The 15,707-nt window shown below is 66.8% G+C and carries 13 protein-coding genes; 10 read left to right on the top strand and 3 right to left on the bottom strand.

Annotated elements, in window-relative coordinates:
- Positions 1–163 precede the first annotated feature (163 nt).
- On the top strand, positions 164–1,192 hold the full coding sequence (locus HV766_RS18370; RefSeq protein ID WP_082401086.1) for a Bug family tripartite tricarboxylate transporter substrate binding protein: 1,029 nt from the start codon (positions 164–166) through the stop codon (positions 1,190–1,192).
- A gap of 8 nt (positions 1,193–1,200) precedes the next feature.
- Here HV766_RS18370 and HV766_RS18365 read toward each other — a convergent pair whose 3' ends face one another.
- Positions 1,201–2,268, bottom strand: a complete 1,068-nt coding sequence (locus HV766_RS18365; RefSeq protein WP_119449837.1) for an MBL fold metallo-hydrolase — start codon at positions 2,266–2,268, stop codon at positions 1,201–1,203.
- Between the two features lie 72 nt (positions 2,269–2,340).
- On the opposite strand from HV766_RS18365, the gene HV766_RS18360 reads away from it, so the two are divergent.
- Positions 2,341–2,721, top strand: coding sequence for a MerR family transcriptional regulator (locus HV766_RS18360; RefSeq protein ID WP_054455614.1), 381 nt, complete (start codon positions 2,341–2,343; stop codon positions 2,719–2,721).
- Between the two features lie 10 nt (positions 2,722–2,731).
- Entirely contained in the window at positions 2,732–3,064 is a 333-nt protein-coding gene (locus HV766_RS18355) for a YnfA family protein (protein ID WP_054455615.1), read from the top strand.
- A gap of 99 nt (positions 3,065–3,163) precedes the next feature.
- Here the strand turns inward: HV766_RS18355 and HV766_RS18350 are convergent, their stop codons facing one another.
- Entirely contained in the window at positions 3,164–4,135 is a 972-nt protein-coding gene (locus HV766_RS18350; protein WP_175181654.1) for a Bug family tripartite tricarboxylate transporter substrate binding protein, read from the bottom strand.
- 58 nt (positions 4,136–4,193) lie between these two features.
- Positions 4,194–5,369 (bottom strand): M20 aminoacylase family protein, encoded by a 1,176-nt coding sequence (locus HV766_RS18345; RefSeq protein ID WP_082401115.1) that lies wholly within the window; start codon positions 5,367–5,369, stop codon positions 4,194–4,196.
- Positions 5,370–5,615: 246 nt separating this feature from the next.
- Here HV766_RS18345 and HV766_RS18340 point away from each other — a divergent pair, with 246 nt between their 5' ends.
- From HV766_RS18340 to HV766_RS18310, 7 genes are all read left to right on the top strand, one after another.
- Positions 5,616–6,794, top strand: a complete 1,179-nt coding sequence (locus HV766_RS18340; protein ID WP_125471016.1) for an isovaleryl-CoA dehydrogenase — start codon at positions 5,616–5,618, stop codon at positions 6,792–6,794.
- An 11-nt stretch (positions 6,795–6,805) separates the two neighbouring features.
- Positions 6,806–8,662 carry a bifunctional isocitrate dehydrogenase kinase/phosphatase gene (aceK, locus tag HV766_RS18335; protein ID WP_054455624.1) on the top strand — a complete coding sequence of 619 codons (1,857 nt, stop codon included), beginning with the start codon at positions 6,806–6,808 and terminating at the stop codon, positions 8,660–8,662.
- Between the two features lie 35 nt (positions 8,663–8,697).
- On the top strand, positions 8,698–9,879 hold the full coding sequence (locus HV766_RS18330) for an acetyl-CoA C-acetyltransferase (protein ID WP_054455626.1): 1,182 nt from the start codon (positions 8,698–8,700) through the stop codon (positions 9,877–9,879).
- Positions 9,880–10,104: 225 nt separating this feature from the next.
- Positions 10,105–11,712, top strand: coding sequence for a carboxyl transferase domain-containing protein (locus HV766_RS18325; RefSeq protein ID WP_175181653.1), 1,608 nt, complete (start codon positions 10,105–10,107; stop codon positions 11,710–11,712).
- Between the two features lie 56 nt (positions 11,713–11,768).
- The gene (locus tag HV766_RS18320) at positions 11,769–13,793 is read left to right on the top strand and encodes an acetyl/propionyl/methylcrotonyl-CoA carboxylase subunit alpha (RefSeq protein ID WP_175181652.1); all 2,025 of its coding nucleotides are present in this window, start codon (positions 11,769–11,771) and stop codon (positions 13,791–13,793) included.
- A gap of 84 nt (positions 13,794–13,877) precedes the next feature.
- Complete coding sequence (locus HV766_RS18315; RefSeq protein WP_225589257.1) at positions 13,878–14,297, top strand: VOC family protein; 420 nt, start codon at positions 13,878–13,880, stop codon at positions 14,295–14,297.
- Between the two features lie 107 nt (positions 14,298–14,404).
- The gene (locus tag HV766_RS18310; RefSeq protein ID WP_175181651.1) at positions 14,405–15,625 is read left to right on the top strand and encodes an MFS transporter; all 1,221 of its coding nucleotides are present in this window, start codon (positions 14,405–14,407) and stop codon (positions 15,623–15,625) included.
- Positions 15,626–15,707: the final 82 nt, after the last annotated feature.

The raw sequence follows: 15,707 nt of genomic DNA, 5'->3' as shown, positions 1-15,707 counted from the left end.
CCCGACCCACCTGCGCTGCGCGCGCCCTGTGTATTTCCCATATGTACATGCGGAATTTGCAGTTTGCGGACCGGCGCCCACAGTCCAAGATTGCCGCACCGCCCCAACACAGGCCTAGGCATGGACGCCGATAGCCACCTCTTGCGGCGCAAGGAGAGTGGCCATGAATCAAAACAAACATTTGTACTGGAAACCCGCTGCCCAAGCGCTGGCGGCGGTTGCCACACGGGTCGGATTGCTTGCCGCCGCGCTGGCTATCCTGCCCTTGTCCGCGCGCGCCCAGACCGACTATCCAACCAGGCCCTTGCATCTGATCGTGCCTTACCAGGTCGGCGGGCAGGTCGATACCATCGCACGCTCGGTTGCCGAAGGCCTGGGCAAGCGGCTCGGCCAGCCCGTGCTCGTGGAGAACAAGCCTGGCGCAAGCGGCATCATCGCGACCAATTACGTCGCCAAATCAGCCCCGGACGGCTACACCCTGCTGTTGACGCTGGCCTCCCCGATCACCGCCAACCTGGTGCTCTTCAAGAAGCTGCCCTACGATCCGCGCACCGAGTTGCGGCCGGTCTCCGATATCGCCAAGGGTACGGGAGTGATCGTGATCAACAGTGCGTTACCCGTCAGGAACATCGATGAGCTGATCGCGTATGCAAGAAAGGAACCAGGCGCGCTCCGAATGGGATCGTGGGGACCAGGCTCCACGCCGCACCTCATTCAGCACTACATGAACAAGACCTACGGCATCGACATCCTGAACGTACCCTACAAGGGCGAACTGCCGATCATGACGGCGTTGCTTGGCGGCCAGATCGACGTTGCCCTGGCCTCCGTGTTCACGCTCAAGCAGCCCCTTGCCACCGGCAAGATACGGGCCCTGGCCGTACTCGGCAGCAAGCGGATCAGCAGCCTGCCGAACGTCCCAAGCATGGCCGAATCGGGCTACGACGATGACGCTTACCGGGCCATTGCACCGACGACGCTACTGGCCCCGGCCCAAACGCCCGCACACATCGTCGAGCGGCTGGGTCGCGAGGTCAGCGCTACGGTGCAGAGCCCCGAGGTCCGCGACAGGCTGCTCGCGATGGACCTGGAACCGATCGGGAACCTGCCCGACGAAGCCCTGGCCGAGTACCAGACCTATCTTCCGATCATCCTCAAGCTGAACGCCGACACGGGCGTAACGCTGGACTGAGACGGCGCTCAGGCAGCCGAAAACCGCATGATGCCGTCCGCGCCCAGCGCGCGCTTGAGCTTGCCTTCGAAATACAGCGCATGCAGGTGCGCCAGCGCCTCGCCCATGGCGAAGGTCAGCTGATGCAGGTCGAGCTTGCGCTTGAACAGCACCGGCACGATGTCGGTGGTCGATTGCGGCTGGACCGCACAGGCTTCCAGCACTTCCGCCAAGCGGTCGCGATGGTGTTCGTGCTGTTGCGCGATGCGCTCGTGCAGGCCCTTGAAAGGGCGGCCATGCGAAGGCAGCACCAGCGTGTCCTCGGGCAGATCGGCGTAGCCGTCCAGCGAGCGCAGGTACAGCGGCAGGGGATTGGCGTCGGGCTCGTAGTCGAACACGCTGACGTTGGTGGAAATGCGCGGCAGCACCATGTCGCCGGAGATCAGCACGCGCAGGTCGGCGGAATACAGCGACGCGTGTTCAGGCGCGTGGCCATAGCCCACGATGACGCGCCAGTCGCGCCCGCCGATGCGCACCGCGTCGCCATGCAGGATGCGGGTGTAGCGCGCGGGCACGGCGGGCACCAGGTTGGGGTAGTAATTGGCGCGCTGGCGGATCTGCTCCTGCGCGTCGAGGTCAGTCAGGCCATGGCGCGCGAAGTGGTCCACCGCCGATTGGCCGCCCGGGCCGCCGCCGGCTTCGCCGCGGCGCGAGGACCACAGCGAGGCCACCATGAAGTCCGTCATCGTCATCCACAGGGGCGCATTCCAGCGTTCGCACAACCAGTGCGCCAGGCCGATGTGGTCGGGATGCATGTGGGTGACGATCACGCGCAGCACCGGCAGGCCTTCGAGTTCGGTCTCGAACACGCGTTCCCACAGCGTCTTCACTTCATCGCGGGTGATGCCGCAGTCGACGATGGTCCAGCCGTCGCGGCCGTCGATGTTGTCGCGCAGCAGCCAGAGGTTGATATGATCCAGCGCGAACGGCAGAGGCATCCTGATCCACTTGACCCCATCCGCCACCACGTGCGAACGGCCGGCTTCGGGCTGGAAATCGGCCCAGGGGTACTGCAGTTTCTGTTCGTTCGGATTCATTGCCTCTCCTCCACGCTTGACGATTGGGTCAAGTCATCATAATTTACGTTTACGTAAACTGCCACACGCCGCATGTCCCCGTCAACCTGGACCATCTCTGAACTCTCGCGCGAGTTCGACGTCACGCCCCGCACGATCCGCTTCTATGAAGACCAGGGGATCGTCAGCCCGGCGCGCGAAGGACGCAACCGCATCTTCGGGCCGCGCGACCGCACGCGCCTGAAGCTGGCCCTGCGCGGCAAGCGCCTGGGCCTGCAATTGTCCGAGATCCTGACCTTGATCGACATGTACGACGGGCCGGGCGACACCGCGGTCCAGCTGCGCCAGTACCTGAGCGTGCTGGAACAGCACCGCTCCACGCTGGAACAACAGCGCCGCGACATCGAGGATACCCTGCGCGAGATCGCGCAGCAGGAACAGCAATGCCGCGAGCTGCTCGCGCAAAAGCCCTAGCGGGACGCGCATGGGCGCCCTGCAAACCCTCGCGCTGTTCATCCTGACGGCGCTGGCCGAGATCGTCGGCTGCTATCTGCCTTATCTTTGGCTGCGCAAAGGCCATTCCATCTGGCTGCTCGCGCCGGCGGCCGCCAGCCTGGCGCTGTTCGCCTGGCTGCTGACGCTGCACCCCACGGCTTCGGGCCGCGTCTATGCGGCGTATGGCGGCGTGTACATCGGCATGGCGCTGCTGTGGCTGTGGGCCGTGGACGGCGTGCGGCCCAGCATGAGCGACTGGCTGGGCGTGGGGCTGTGCCTGGCCGGAATGATGGTGATCATGTTCGGGCCGCGCAGCGCGTAGGCTGCGGCAAGCCTCTCGAAGCGTCCGCGGTCTTGGGCCGGCTCAAAAAAAAAGCGCGCCTAACCCCCAGGGGTCGCGCGCTTTTTTGCCAGGCAGAGCTTATTCGGCCTTGATGTTGCCTTCCTTGATGACTCGCGCGTTGTTCGCGAATTCCGCCTGCACCTGCTTGGCGAAGGCCTCGCCCGTGGCGGTGCCCGGTTGCAGGTAGGACTTGGCCAGCAGTTCCTGGAATTCGGCGCTGGCCACCGCCTTGGCCAAGGCGGCCTGCAGCGGCTGCGCGACGGCCGGCGGCAGATTGGCCGGCGCGAACACGCCGAAGTTCGAGTAGTACTGCGCCTGCGGCATCTTCAGTTCCGCCATGGTGGGCACGTCCGGCCATGCGGCCAGGCGCTCGGGCGCCATCACGGCCAGCGGCTTGAGCGCACCGCTGGCGACGTGCGGCAGCACCACGTCGCTATTGACCACCAGCAGCTCGACCACGCCGCCCAGGCCGTCGGTCAGCGCCTGGCTGTTGCCGCGGTAAGGCACGTGCAGCATCTTGGTGCCGGTCTGCGCCGTGACGGCCGACATGCCGATGTGGGCCACGGTGCCCTGGCCCGGCGTGCCGTAGCGCACGCCGTCGGGATGCGACTTGGCGTAGTCGATCAAGCCGGCGAAGTCCTTCACCGGCAGCGCCTTGGTGGCGACGATGGCAACGGGCGCTACCGCCACGCTGGCCACGGGCGCCAGGTCCTTCATCGGGTCATAGTTGGTCTTGGCCAGATGCGGGAAGATCGTCAGCGGGCTGGTGGAAGCCAGCAGCAGCGTGGTGCCGTCCGGCTGTGCGCGCGCCACGAAGTCGGTGCCGACGGAGGCGCCCGCGCCCGGCTTGTTCTCGACGATGACGGTTACGTTGCTTTCCTTGCGCAGGACGTCGCCCAGGCGGCGTCCGATCGCATCGGCGCTGCCGCCGGCGGTGTAGGGCACGACCAGCGTCACGGGCTTGGCCGGCCAGTTTTGCGCCATGGCGCCGCTGGCCATGATTGCCAAGGCCGCCCCCGCGGCCTTGATCAGCAATGTCTTCTTCTTCATATCGTCCTGGTAATGTTGCGTGGCACTGCGTCAGATAAAACGAAAGGCGTGAAGCACATCAGGCCAGATAGCGTTGCGCCAGGCGTACCCAGTACGACGCGCCAGCCGGAATCAGGGAGTCATTGAAGTCGTAGCTGGCGTTGTGCAGCATGCAGGGACCCAGGCCGTGGCCGGCCATGCGGTGCTCGCCGTCGCCGTTGCCCAGGAACACGTAGCAGCCGGGCTTTTCCTGCAGCAGGAAGGCGAAATCTTCCGAGGCCATGGCCGGCTCGATCACCATTGCCTTGTCCTCGCCCACGACCTCGCGCATGACTTCCATGCAGAACTCGGTTTCAGCCACGGTGTTCACCAGCGCCGGATAGCGGCGCTCGAAGAACACGTCGGCCTCGCAGCCGTGCGCGGCGGCGATGTTGCCGGCGATCTCGTTCATGCGGCGTTCAATCAGGTCGACCACCGCCGTGCTGTAAGCGCGTACCGAGCCACCCAGCCAGGCGCTGTTGGGGATGACGTTAATCACGCTGCCGCCGGCCTGCACCTGGGTGATCGACAGCACGGCGGCGTCCAGCGGACGCTTGCTGCGCGTGAGGATGGTCTGCAACGACTGGCCGATGGCGAACAGCGCCGGCACCGGATCGCTGCAGTCCTGCGGCGCGGCCGCATGGCCGCCCTTGCCGCGCACGGTGATCTTGAAACCGTTGGCGGCCGCCATCATCGGGCCGGAACAGACGCCGATGGATCCGGCGGGCAGCCCCGGCCAGTTGTGCAGGCCGAACACGGCTTCGCAGGGGAAGCGCTCGAACAGGCCGTCCTGGATCATGGCCCGGCCGCCCGCGCCGCCTTCCTCGGCCGGCTGGAAGCACAGGTACACGGTGCCGTCGAAGCCGCCTTCGGCCTGCAGATGGCGCGCGGCGGCCAGCAGCATGGCGGTGTGGCCGTCGTGGCCGCAGCCGTGCATCTTGCCGTCGTGGCGCGAGCGGTGTTCGAACTGGTTCTCTTCCTGCATGGGCAGGGCGTCCATGTCGGCGCGCAGCATGATCGCGCGATCCGACGTGCCGCGCTTGATCACGCCGACCACCCCGGTCTTGGCGATGCCGGTGTGGGTCTCGATGCCCCAGCCGCGCAGCGTGTCCGCCACCACTTTGGCCGTGCGATGCTCTTCGTAGCAAAGCTCCGGATGCATGTGGATGTCGCGCCGCAGCGCCACAATTTCGTCCAGGTTGGATAGTTCGAGCACGGCAGACTCCATCGCAATGATTCAGGATTCAAGGATCGGCTGGCATCTTACTCAGCGCAACTCCCTGGGCAGGGTTGAATTACCTAGGGATAACCCGACTCCAATTTACGTTTACGTAAACGTAATATTTGCAGTGCATCATTGCGCGGCGATGGCCGATCGGCGCATCATGAGCCACGCGCGGCAAGCTGGCGCCGGACACGGGCGCCCACAAAATAGTAAGTACCTACTATCACGGAGACAGCGATGAACCTTCCCGGCCTGAACTTCGACCTGGGCGAAGATCTGGACATGCTGCGCGACGCGGTGCGTAATTTCGCACTGGCCGAGATCGCGCCGCGCGCCGCAGAAGTCGACCGCAGCGACCAGTTCCCCATGGACCTCTGGCGCAAATTCGGCGAACTCGGCGTGCTGGGCATGACGGCCGACGAGGAATATGGCGGCGCCAACATGGGCTATCTGGCCCATATGGTCGTGATGGAGGAAATCTCCCGCGCCAGCGCCTCCATCGGCCTGTCCTACGGCGCGCACTCCAATCTGTGCGTGAACCAGATCAACCGCAACGGCACCGCCGCCCAGAAAGCCAGGTACCTGCCCAAGCTGATTTCTGGCGAACACGTGGGCGCCCTGGCCATGAGCGAGCCGGGCGCCGGTTCCGACGTGGTCAGCATGAAGCTGCGCGCCGACAAGAAGGGCGACCGCTACGTGCTGAACGGCACCAAGATGTGGATCACCAACGGCCCGGACGCCGACACCCTGGTGGTCTACGCCAAGACCGATCCTGAAGCGCACCAGCGCGGCATTACCGCCTTCCTGGTGGAAAAGGGCTTCAAGGGCTTTTCCGTGGCGCAAAAGCTGGACAAGCTGGGCATGCGCGGCAGCCATACCGGCGAACTGGTGTTCCAGGACTGCGAAATCCCGGAAGAGAACGTGCTGGGCCAGGTCAACGGCGGCGTCAAGGTGCTGATGAGCGGCCTGGACTACGAACGCGCGGTGCTGTCTGGCGGCCCGGTGGGCATCATGCAGGCCGTGATGGACGTGGTCGTCCCCTATATCCATGACCGCAAGCAGTTCGGCCAGGCCATCGGCGAATTCCAGCTGATCCAGGGCAAGGTCGCGGACCTGTACACCACGCTGCAGGCCAGCCGCGCCTTCTGCTACCAGGTCGGCAAGAACCTGGACCGCCTGGGCGCCGAGCACGTGCGCCAGGTGCGCAAGGACTGCGCCGCGCTGATCCTGTACACCGCCGAGAAAGCCACCTGGATGGCGGGCGAGGGCGTGCAGATCCTGGGCGGCAACGGCTACATCAACGAATACCCGGTGGGCCGCCTGTGGCGCGACGCCAAGCTGTACGAAATCGGCGCCGGCACCAGCGAAATCCGCCGCATGCTGATCGGCCGCGAACTGTTCAACGAAACCGCCTGAGCGACGCCGCCATGATCCGCATGTCCGACGTCCAGCACATCGAGCAGGCGCCCGCTCCGGGCCCCTCGCCGCTGGACGTCGCACGGCTGATCCTGGCGGGCTTCGACCGCCATTACGCGCTGTTCCGCTACAGCGCCCAGCGCGCCAAGGCGCTGTTCGAATCCGGCGACTGGCACGGCATCCAGCGCCTGTCGCGCGAGCGCATCGAGTACTACGACATGCGGGTGCGCGAATGCGCCACCCAACTGGAAGGCGTGCTGCGCGGCCGCCCCGAAGGCGCGGTGGGCGCCAACGGTAGCGCAGCACCCAACCTGAGCGACGAGCAGACCGCGTTCTGGCAGCAGATCAAACAGGAATTCGTGGGCCTGCTGGGCGACCACCGCCAGCCCGAATGCGCCGAGACGTTTTTCAACTCGGTGTCGTGCCGCATCCTGCACCGCGATTATTTCCACAACGCCTTCCTGTTCGTCCGCCCGGCCATCGCCACCGACTACCTGGACAGCAGCATCCCCTCGTACCGGGTGTATTACCCCGCCACCGACGGGCTGGAAAAAAGCCTGATCCGCATGGTGGCGGACTTCGGGCTGGCGCTGCCCTTCGAAGACCTGCCCCGCGACACCCGGCTGCTGGCGCGCGCCGCGGTCAAGCAGTTGCGCGCGATACTGCCGCGCCACGTCGGCCGCCGCATCGCCAGCGACTGCCAGATCCACGCGCTGGGCTCGCTGTTCTTCCGCAACAAGGGCGCCTACATCGTCGGCCGCTTGATCAACCAGGGCACGGTGTATCCCTTTGCGGTGGCGCTGATGCGCAACCCGGCGGGCCAGGTCGTGCTGGACGCGCTGCTGCTGGGCGCCGACGACCTGAGCACGCTGTTCAGCTTCACTCGCGCCTATTTCCTGGTGGACATGGAAACGCCGGCCGCGGTGGTGAATTTCCTGTCCAGCCTGCTGCCGCGCAAGCCCAAGGCCGAGCTATACACCATGATCGGCCTGCAGAAGCAGGGCAAGACGCTGTTCTACCGCGACTTCCTGCACCACCTGGCCCATTCGCGCGACGCCTTCGACATCGCCCCCGGCATCAAGGGCATGGTGATGTGCGTGTTCACGCTGCCGTCCTATCCCTACGTGTTCAAGCTCATCAAGGACCGCATCGACAAGGACGGCATGGACCATGCCACCGTGCGCCGCAAGTACCAGATGGTGAAGCTGCACGATCGCGTCGGCCGCATGGCCGACACCTGGGAATACTCACAGGTGGCGCTGCCGCGCGCACGCTTTGCACCCGCGCTGCTGGAAGAATTGCGCCGGCTGGTGCCCAGCCTGATAGAGGAAACCGGCGACACGGTGGTCATCCGCCATGTCTACATCGAACGGCGCATGACCCCGCTGAACATCTACCTGCGCCAGGCGTCGGATGCGCTGCTGGACCCGGCCGTGCGCGAATACGGGGACGCCATCCGCCAACTGGCGGCGGCCAATATTTTCCCCGGGGACATGCTCTACAAGAACTTCGGCGTCACGCGCCTGGGCCGGGTCGTTTTCTACGATTACGACGAAATCCAGCGCATGACAGAAATGAATTTCCGGCGCATTCCGCCCGCCCCCAACGAAGAGGCGGAGCTGGCGTCCGAACCCTGGTATGCCATCGGCCCGAATGATGTCTTTCCCGAAGAATTCGGACGCTTTCTGCTAGGCGACCCGCGCGTGCGCGGCGCCTTCATGCGTCACCATTCCGACCTGCTGGAACCGGAGTGGTGGCAGGCCTGCCGCGCCCATGTGGCGCAGGGCCGGATTGAAGAATTTTTCCCTTACGATACGGACAGACGCCTGCGTCCGGAACGCCCTACGGGCGAACCCGCGGCCTCGTAACCCCAGAGCTGTCCCGACCCTCACAGGAGCTAGCCATGTCAGATCCCATCGTCATCGTTTCCGTCGCCCGCACGCCCATGGGCGGCATGCTGGGCGCCTTGTCCGGCCTGGCCGCGCACGAGCTGGGCTCGATCGCCATCAAGGCCGCCGTCGAACGCGCCGGCATCAAGCCCGAGCAAGTCGAAGAAGTCATCATGGGCAACGTGCTGCAGGCCGGCCAGGGCCAGGCCCCGGCGCGCCAGGCAGCGCTGGGCGCCGGCCTGCCGCTGGGCGTGGCTTGCACCACCATCCACAAGGTCTGCGGTTCGGGCCTGAAGGCCGCCATGTTCGGCCATGATCTGCTGGCCGCGGGCAGCGCCAACATCGTCGTCGCCGGCGGCCAGGAAAGCATGAGCAACGCGCCCTACCTGCTGCTCAAGGGCCGCCAGGGCTACCGCTACGGCCACAACACCGTGTATGACCACATGGCGCTGGACGGCCTGGAAGACGCCTACGACAAGGGCAAGGCCATGGGCGTGTTCGCCGAGGACTGCGCCGCCAAGTATTCCTTCACCCGCGAACAGCAGGACGCGTTCTCGCTGGAATCGCTGCGCCGCGCCCGCGCCGCGTCGGAAGACGGCAGCTTCAAGTGGGAAATCGCCCCCGTGACCGTGGCCGGCCGCAAGGGCGACACCGTGATCGACACCGACGAAGCCCCCACCAAGGCCATGCCGGAAAAGATCCCCACGCTCAAGCCCGCCTTCAAGAAGGACGGCACCGTCACCGCCGCCAACTCCTCGTCGATCTCCGACGGCGCCGCCGCCATGGTGCTGATGCGCGCCTCCACCGCCGAAAAGCTGGGCGTGAAGCCCCTGGCCCGCATCGTCGCCCACAGCCAGCACTCGCAAGAGCCGAACTGGTTCACCACCGCTCCCGTGGGCGCGCTGAAGAACCTGTTCGCCAAGACCGGCTGGAAGGCCGAGGACGTGGACCTCTACGAAATCAACGAAGCCTTCGCGGTGGTCACCATGGCCGCCATGGCCGACTTCAAGCTGCCGCATGACAAGGTCAACGTCCACGGCGGCGCCACCGCCCTGGGCCACCCGATCGGCGCGTCCGGCGCCCGCCTGATGGCCACCCTGGTCGGCGCGCTGCGCAAGACCGGCGGCAAGCGCGGCGTGGCCACGCTGTGCATCGGCGGCGGCGAAGCCGTCGCCATGGCGATCGAGATGGTCTGACGCAACGCCGGGAGGCTTCGGCCTCCCGGCTTTCGATGGATTCCGCTGCGCCTTTCTTGCATGGCGTCTTAGCGCGACGGGTCGGTCGCGCGCCGTGCAGGAAAGGCGCAACGAAATCCCTCTTCGGTGCCCCTAACCGACAAGAATGCCCGGCCCACCGGGCAGCGAGACAAACCGCTCCACGAGCGCCTTCAAATTTCCAACAAGCAGGACGGGTGGAACCCCATGCCCATCATCGAATCCCGCATCAATCCGCGGTCGCAGGACTACACCGACAATGCGCAGGCCATGCAGGCGCAGCTGGACGATCTGAATCAGCAACTGGCCCATACCGCGCTGGGCGGCAGCGAAGCCGCTCGCGCCAAGCACGTGGCGCGCGGCAAGCTGCTGCCGCGCGACCGCGTCGAGCATCTGATCGATCCGGGCACGCCGTTCCTGGAACTGTCGCCGATGGCGGCTCACGGCATGTACGGCGGCGAAGCCCCCGGCGCGGGCGTCATCACCGGCATCGGCCGCGTGGCCGGCACGGAATGCGTGATCGTCTGCAACGACGCCACGGTCAAGGGCGGCACCTACTACCCGATGACGGTCAAGAAGCATCTGCGCGCGCAGGAAATCGCCGCGCAGAACCATCTGCCCTGCGTCTACCTGGTGGATTCGGGCGGCGCCAACCTGCCGCAGCAGGACGAGGTCTTCCCCGACCGCGAACACTTCGGCCGCATCTTCTACAACCAGGCGCAGATGTCCTCGCAAGGCATTTCGCAGATCGCCGTGGTGATGGGCTCCTGCACCGCCGGCGGCGCCTACGTGCCCGCCATGAGCGACGAGTCCATCATCGTCAAAAACCAGGGCACCATCTTCCTGGGCGGCCCGCCGCTGGTGAAGGCCGCCACCGGCGAAGAAGTCAGCGCCGAGGACCTGGGCGGCGGCGACGTGCACACGCGCCTGTCCGGCGTGGTCGACCACCTGGCCGCCAACGACATGCATGCGTTGCAACTGGCGCGCAACGCCGTCGCGCGCCTGAACCGCAAGAAGCCGCAGCCGCTGGCGACCATCCCCGTGCGCGAGCCGCGTTACGACCCCAGCGAACTCAACGGCATCATTCCCGCCGACACGCGCAAGCCCTATGACGTGCGCGAGGTCATCGCGCGCATCGTGGACGGCTCCGAATTCGACGAATTCAAGGCGCGCTTCGGCCCCACGCTGGTCACCGGCTTCGCCCACATCCACGGTATGCCCGTGGGCATCGTGGCCAACAACGGCATCCTGTTCTCGGAGTCCGCGCAGAAGGGCGCGCACTTCATCGAACTGTGCGCGCAGCGCAAGATCCCGCTGGTGTTCCTGCAGAACATCACCGGCTTCATGGTCGGCCGCAAGTACGAAAACGAAGGCATCGCCCGCCACGGCGCCAAGATGGTGACGGCGGTGGCCACCGCCAACGTGCCCAAGTTCACCGTGCTGATCGGCGGTTCGTTCGGCGCTGGCAACTACGGCATGTGCGGCCGCGCCTATTCGCCGCGCATGCTGTTCATGTGGCCCAACGCCCGCATCTCGGTCATGGGCGGCGAACAGGCCGCGAGCGTCTTGGCCACGGTCAAGCGCGACGGCATCGAGGCCCGCGGCGGTCAGTGGTCGGCAGATGAGGAAACCGCCTTCAAGGCGCCGATCCGCGAACAGTACGAACGCGAAGGCCATCCCTACTACGCCACCGCGCGGCTGTGGGACGACGGCATCATCGCCCCGGCCGACACGCGCCGCGTGCTGGGCCTGGCCTTGTCGGCGGCCTTGAACGCGCCCATCGAGGACACCAAGTTCGGCGTGTTCCGCATGTAGGACGGCATGGCCGCCCCCATTGCAGCCCAAGAATAATTTCAGCCTGGATGACATCCATGTTCGACACTTTGCTGATTGCCAACCGCGGTGAAATCGCCTGCCGCGTGGCCGCCACCGCCCGCCGCATGGGCATCCGCACCGTCGCGGTGTATTCCGACGCCGACGCCAACGCCCGCCACGTCGCCGCCTGCGACCAGGCCGTATACATCGGCGGCTCCGAGCCGCGCGCCAGCTACCTGCGCGCCGACGCCATCCTGCAAGCCGCGCGCGATACCGGCGCGGGCGCCATCCACCCCGGCTACGGCTTCCTCTCCGAGAACGAAGCCTTTGCCGAAGCCGCCGAAAAAGCCGGCATCGCCTTTGTCGGCCCGCCGGCCTCCGCCATCGCCGCCATGGGCAGCAAGTCCGCCGCCAAGTCGTTGATGGAAAAGGCCGGCGTGCCGCTGGTGCCTGGCTACCACGGCGACAACCAGGACCCGCAATTCCTCAAGACCCAGGCCGACGCCATCGGCTACCCCGTGCTGATCAAGGCCAGCGCCGGCGGCGGCGGCAAGGGCATGCGCGTGGTCGAATCGTCGGGCGCGTTCCTCGACGCCCTGGCCTCCTGCCAGCGCGAGGCCGCCTCCAGCTTCGGCGACGACCGCGTGCTGATCGAACGCTATCTGCAGAAGCCGCGCCACATCGAAATCCAGGTGTTCGCCGACACGCAGGGCAACTGCGTCTACCTGTTCGAGCGCGATTGCTCGGTTCAACGCCGCCACCAAAAGGTGATCGAGGAAGCCCCCGCGCCCGGCATGACCGAAGAGCGCCGCCGCGCCATGGGCGAAGCCGCCGTGGCCGCCGCGCGCGCCGTGGGCTACGTGGGTGCGGGCACGGTGGAGTTCATCGCCGAACCCGACGGCCGGTTCTACTTCATGGAAATGAACACGCGCCTGCAGGTCGAGCACCCGGTCACCGAAATGATCACGGGCCACGACCTGGTCGAATGGCAACTGCGCGTGGCCGCCGGCCAGCCGCTGCCCGCGCGCCAGGAAGACCTGCGCATCCAGGGCCACGCCATCGAGGCCCGCATCTACGCCGAGAATCCGGAAAAGGGCTTCCTGCCATCCATCGGCACGCTGGCCTACCTGGGGCTGCCGGCGCACACCGCGTTCGCCAACGGCGACATCCGGGTCGACGGCGGCGTGCGCATGGGCGACACCATCACGCCGTTCTACGACCCCATGATCGCCAAGCTGATCGTGCACGGCGCCGACCGCGACCAGGCCCGCGCCCGCATGCTGCAGGCCCTGGCCCAGACGCAGGCCGTGGGCGTGCAGACCAACGTGGCCTTCCTGTCGCGCCTGATGCAGGACAGCGCCTTCGCCGCCGCGGACCTGGACACCGGCCTGATCGAACGCCAGCGCGCCACGCTGCTGCCCGAACCCCAAGCCGCCAGTCCCGCCACGCTGGCGCTGGCCTGCGCCGCCGTGCTGGTGCGCCAGGGCCTGGCGCAGCCGGGCGCCGCCGGCGGCAAGCAGCCCGCCGATCCCTGGGACTCGCGCGATGGCTGGCGCCTGGGCGGCCGCTACCAGCGCCAGCTGCAATGGGTGGACAACGGCGAGACCCGCCACGTCACCGTCGCCCGCCAAGGCGGCGCCTGGACCCTGGACAGCGGCACGGGCCCGCAAGCCTTCCTGTGGCGCGCCCACGCCAGCGCCAACCCCAACCTGGCCTATGGCCTGCGCATCACGCTGGACGGCCATGAAAGCGCCGGCACCGTCGTGCTGCACGCCGAAAAAGCCCACGTCTTCGGCGAAGGCGGCGTGCACGTGCTGGACCTGTACGATCCCCTGGCGCATTCGCAGGACACCCAGGGCGAACACGGCGGCGGCCTTACGGCTCCCATGCCCGGCAAGATCATCTCGATCTCGGTCAAGGCTGGCGACACCGTGGAAAAGGGCCAGCCGCTGCTGGTGATGGAAGCCATGAAGATGGAGCACACCATTTCCGCGCCCGCCGACGGCAAGGTCTCGGAAGTGTTCTACGGCGTGGGCGATCAGGTGGCGGAAGGAGCCGAGCTGGTCGCCATCGGCGAGTAGCCAGGCGCGCAGTAACAAAATCGTCATCCTCCGCGCCGCCCGCGGGTGCATCATGGGCGCTCCTGCTTATCCACGGGAGTACCCATGATGAGTGCCAAGTCACCCGAATCGGCGGCGCCCCGCCTGTTTCCGACCCTGCGCTGCCGCGACGCAGATGCGATGATCCGCTGGCTGACCGGCGTGCTGGGGTTCACCGAGCACGCCGTCTACCGCGACGACGGCGCCGTGCAACATGCGGAATTGGCCTATGGCAGTTCCATGCTGATGCTGGGCCCGGACCGCGACGACGCCCACGGCAAGCTGGTGGGCGACCTGCAAGGACGCCGCACCGACGCGCTGTATCTGGCCGTGGACGATCCCGACGCCCTGCACACGCAAGTCCAGGCCAGCGGCGCCACCATCGAAACCCCGCCCTACGACACCGCCTACGGCAGCCGCGAGTTCGCTTGCCGCGATCCGGAAGGCAATTTGTGGAGCTTTGGGACGTATTGGCCCAAGGCGTGACGGCGGACCCCGCCGGGGACACATGAGCCGCTCTTAGTTTCCCGTCAGCGACTTGTCCCTAGAATGCGAGGTCCGGCGCCCGTCGCGCGCCCATCGCGCCATCCTCCATGCCTGCCCCCGACTCTCCCAGTCCGCTTCAACGCCCCGCCTTCCTGCATTACCTGTTCGCGCGCATCGGCGCGTCGCTGGCCTTTCAGATCGTTTCGGTCGCGGTGGGTTGGCAGATCTATGCGCTGAGCGGCAGCGCGCTGGACCTGGGGCTGATCGGCCTGGCGCAGTTCCTGCCCATGGCGGTCCTGACCCTGGTGGTGGGCCATGTGGCCGACCGCTATGACCGCCGCAAGATCGTGGCGGTGTGCATGGCGCTGGAAGCGCTGGCCACGCTGGTGCTGGCGATCGCGGCCCTGCATGGCGTGGGCGGCAAGACGCTGATCTACGCCACCATCATCATCATGAGTTCGGCCCGCGCCTTTGAAGCGCCGACCCTGGCCACGTTGATCCCAGCCGTGGTGCCGCGCGAATGGTTGCCGCGCGCGACCGCGCTGGCGTCCTCCGGCGGCCAGATCGCGCAGATCGCGGGTCCTGCGCTGGGCGGCGTCGGCTACGGGCTGGGGGCAGGGTGGATCTATTGCGTGGCGGCGGCCCTGTACCTGTCGGCCTTCGCGTCCATCGCCACGCTCGTCATCGAACGCGCGCCGCCGCGCAAGGAACCGACCACCTGGCGCACGCTGTTCGCCGGCATCACCTTCATCTTCCAGCGGCGCCTGCTGCTGGGCACCTTGTCGCTGGACCTGTTCGCCGTGCTGCTGGGCGGGGCCACGGCCTTGCTACCCATCTTCGCCAAGGACATCCTCAACGCCGGTCCCTGGGCGCTGGGCGCGCTGCGCGCCGCCCCCGCCTGCGGCGCCGCGCTGATGTCATTGACGCTGGCGCGCCTGAGCCTGGGCGAGCACGTGGGCCGGCTGCTGTTCGGCGCGTTGATCCTGTTCGGACTGGCTACCACGGTGTTCGGCCTGTCGACCTCGATCCCGTTGTCCATCGGCGCGCTGGTGGTGCTGGGCGCGGCGGACGCGGTCAGCGTGGTGGTGCGTTCGTCCCTGGTGCAGCTGAATACGCCCGACCATATGCTGGGCCGCGTGAGCGCGGTGAACACGCTATTCATCGGCGCCTCGAACCAGCTGGGCGAATTCGAATCCGGCGTCATGGCCGCGGCGTTCGGCGCGGTGCCGGCGGTGGTGATCGGCGGGGTCGGCACCATCGCCGTGGCGGGGTTGTGGATGCGGTGGTTTCCGGAGCTGAGGAAGCTCAGGAGCTTGCACGCGCCCTGATGCGGTGCGCGCCGTGAACAGCGCGTCGAAACCCTCGGCAAGCTCCGCGTAGAGATCTCGCTGCTTCATATCATCCGCCTCC

Source organism: Achromobacter aegrifaciens, from assembly GCF_902859735.1.
In the GTDB taxonomy this organism is placed as follows: domain Bacteria; phylum Pseudomonadota; class Gammaproteobacteria; order Burkholderiales; family Burkholderiaceae_B; genus Achromobacter; species Achromobacter aegrifaciens.
Note: the sequence above shows the minus strand (reverse complement) of the source record. Positions and strands in the feature narration are given on the sequence as shown.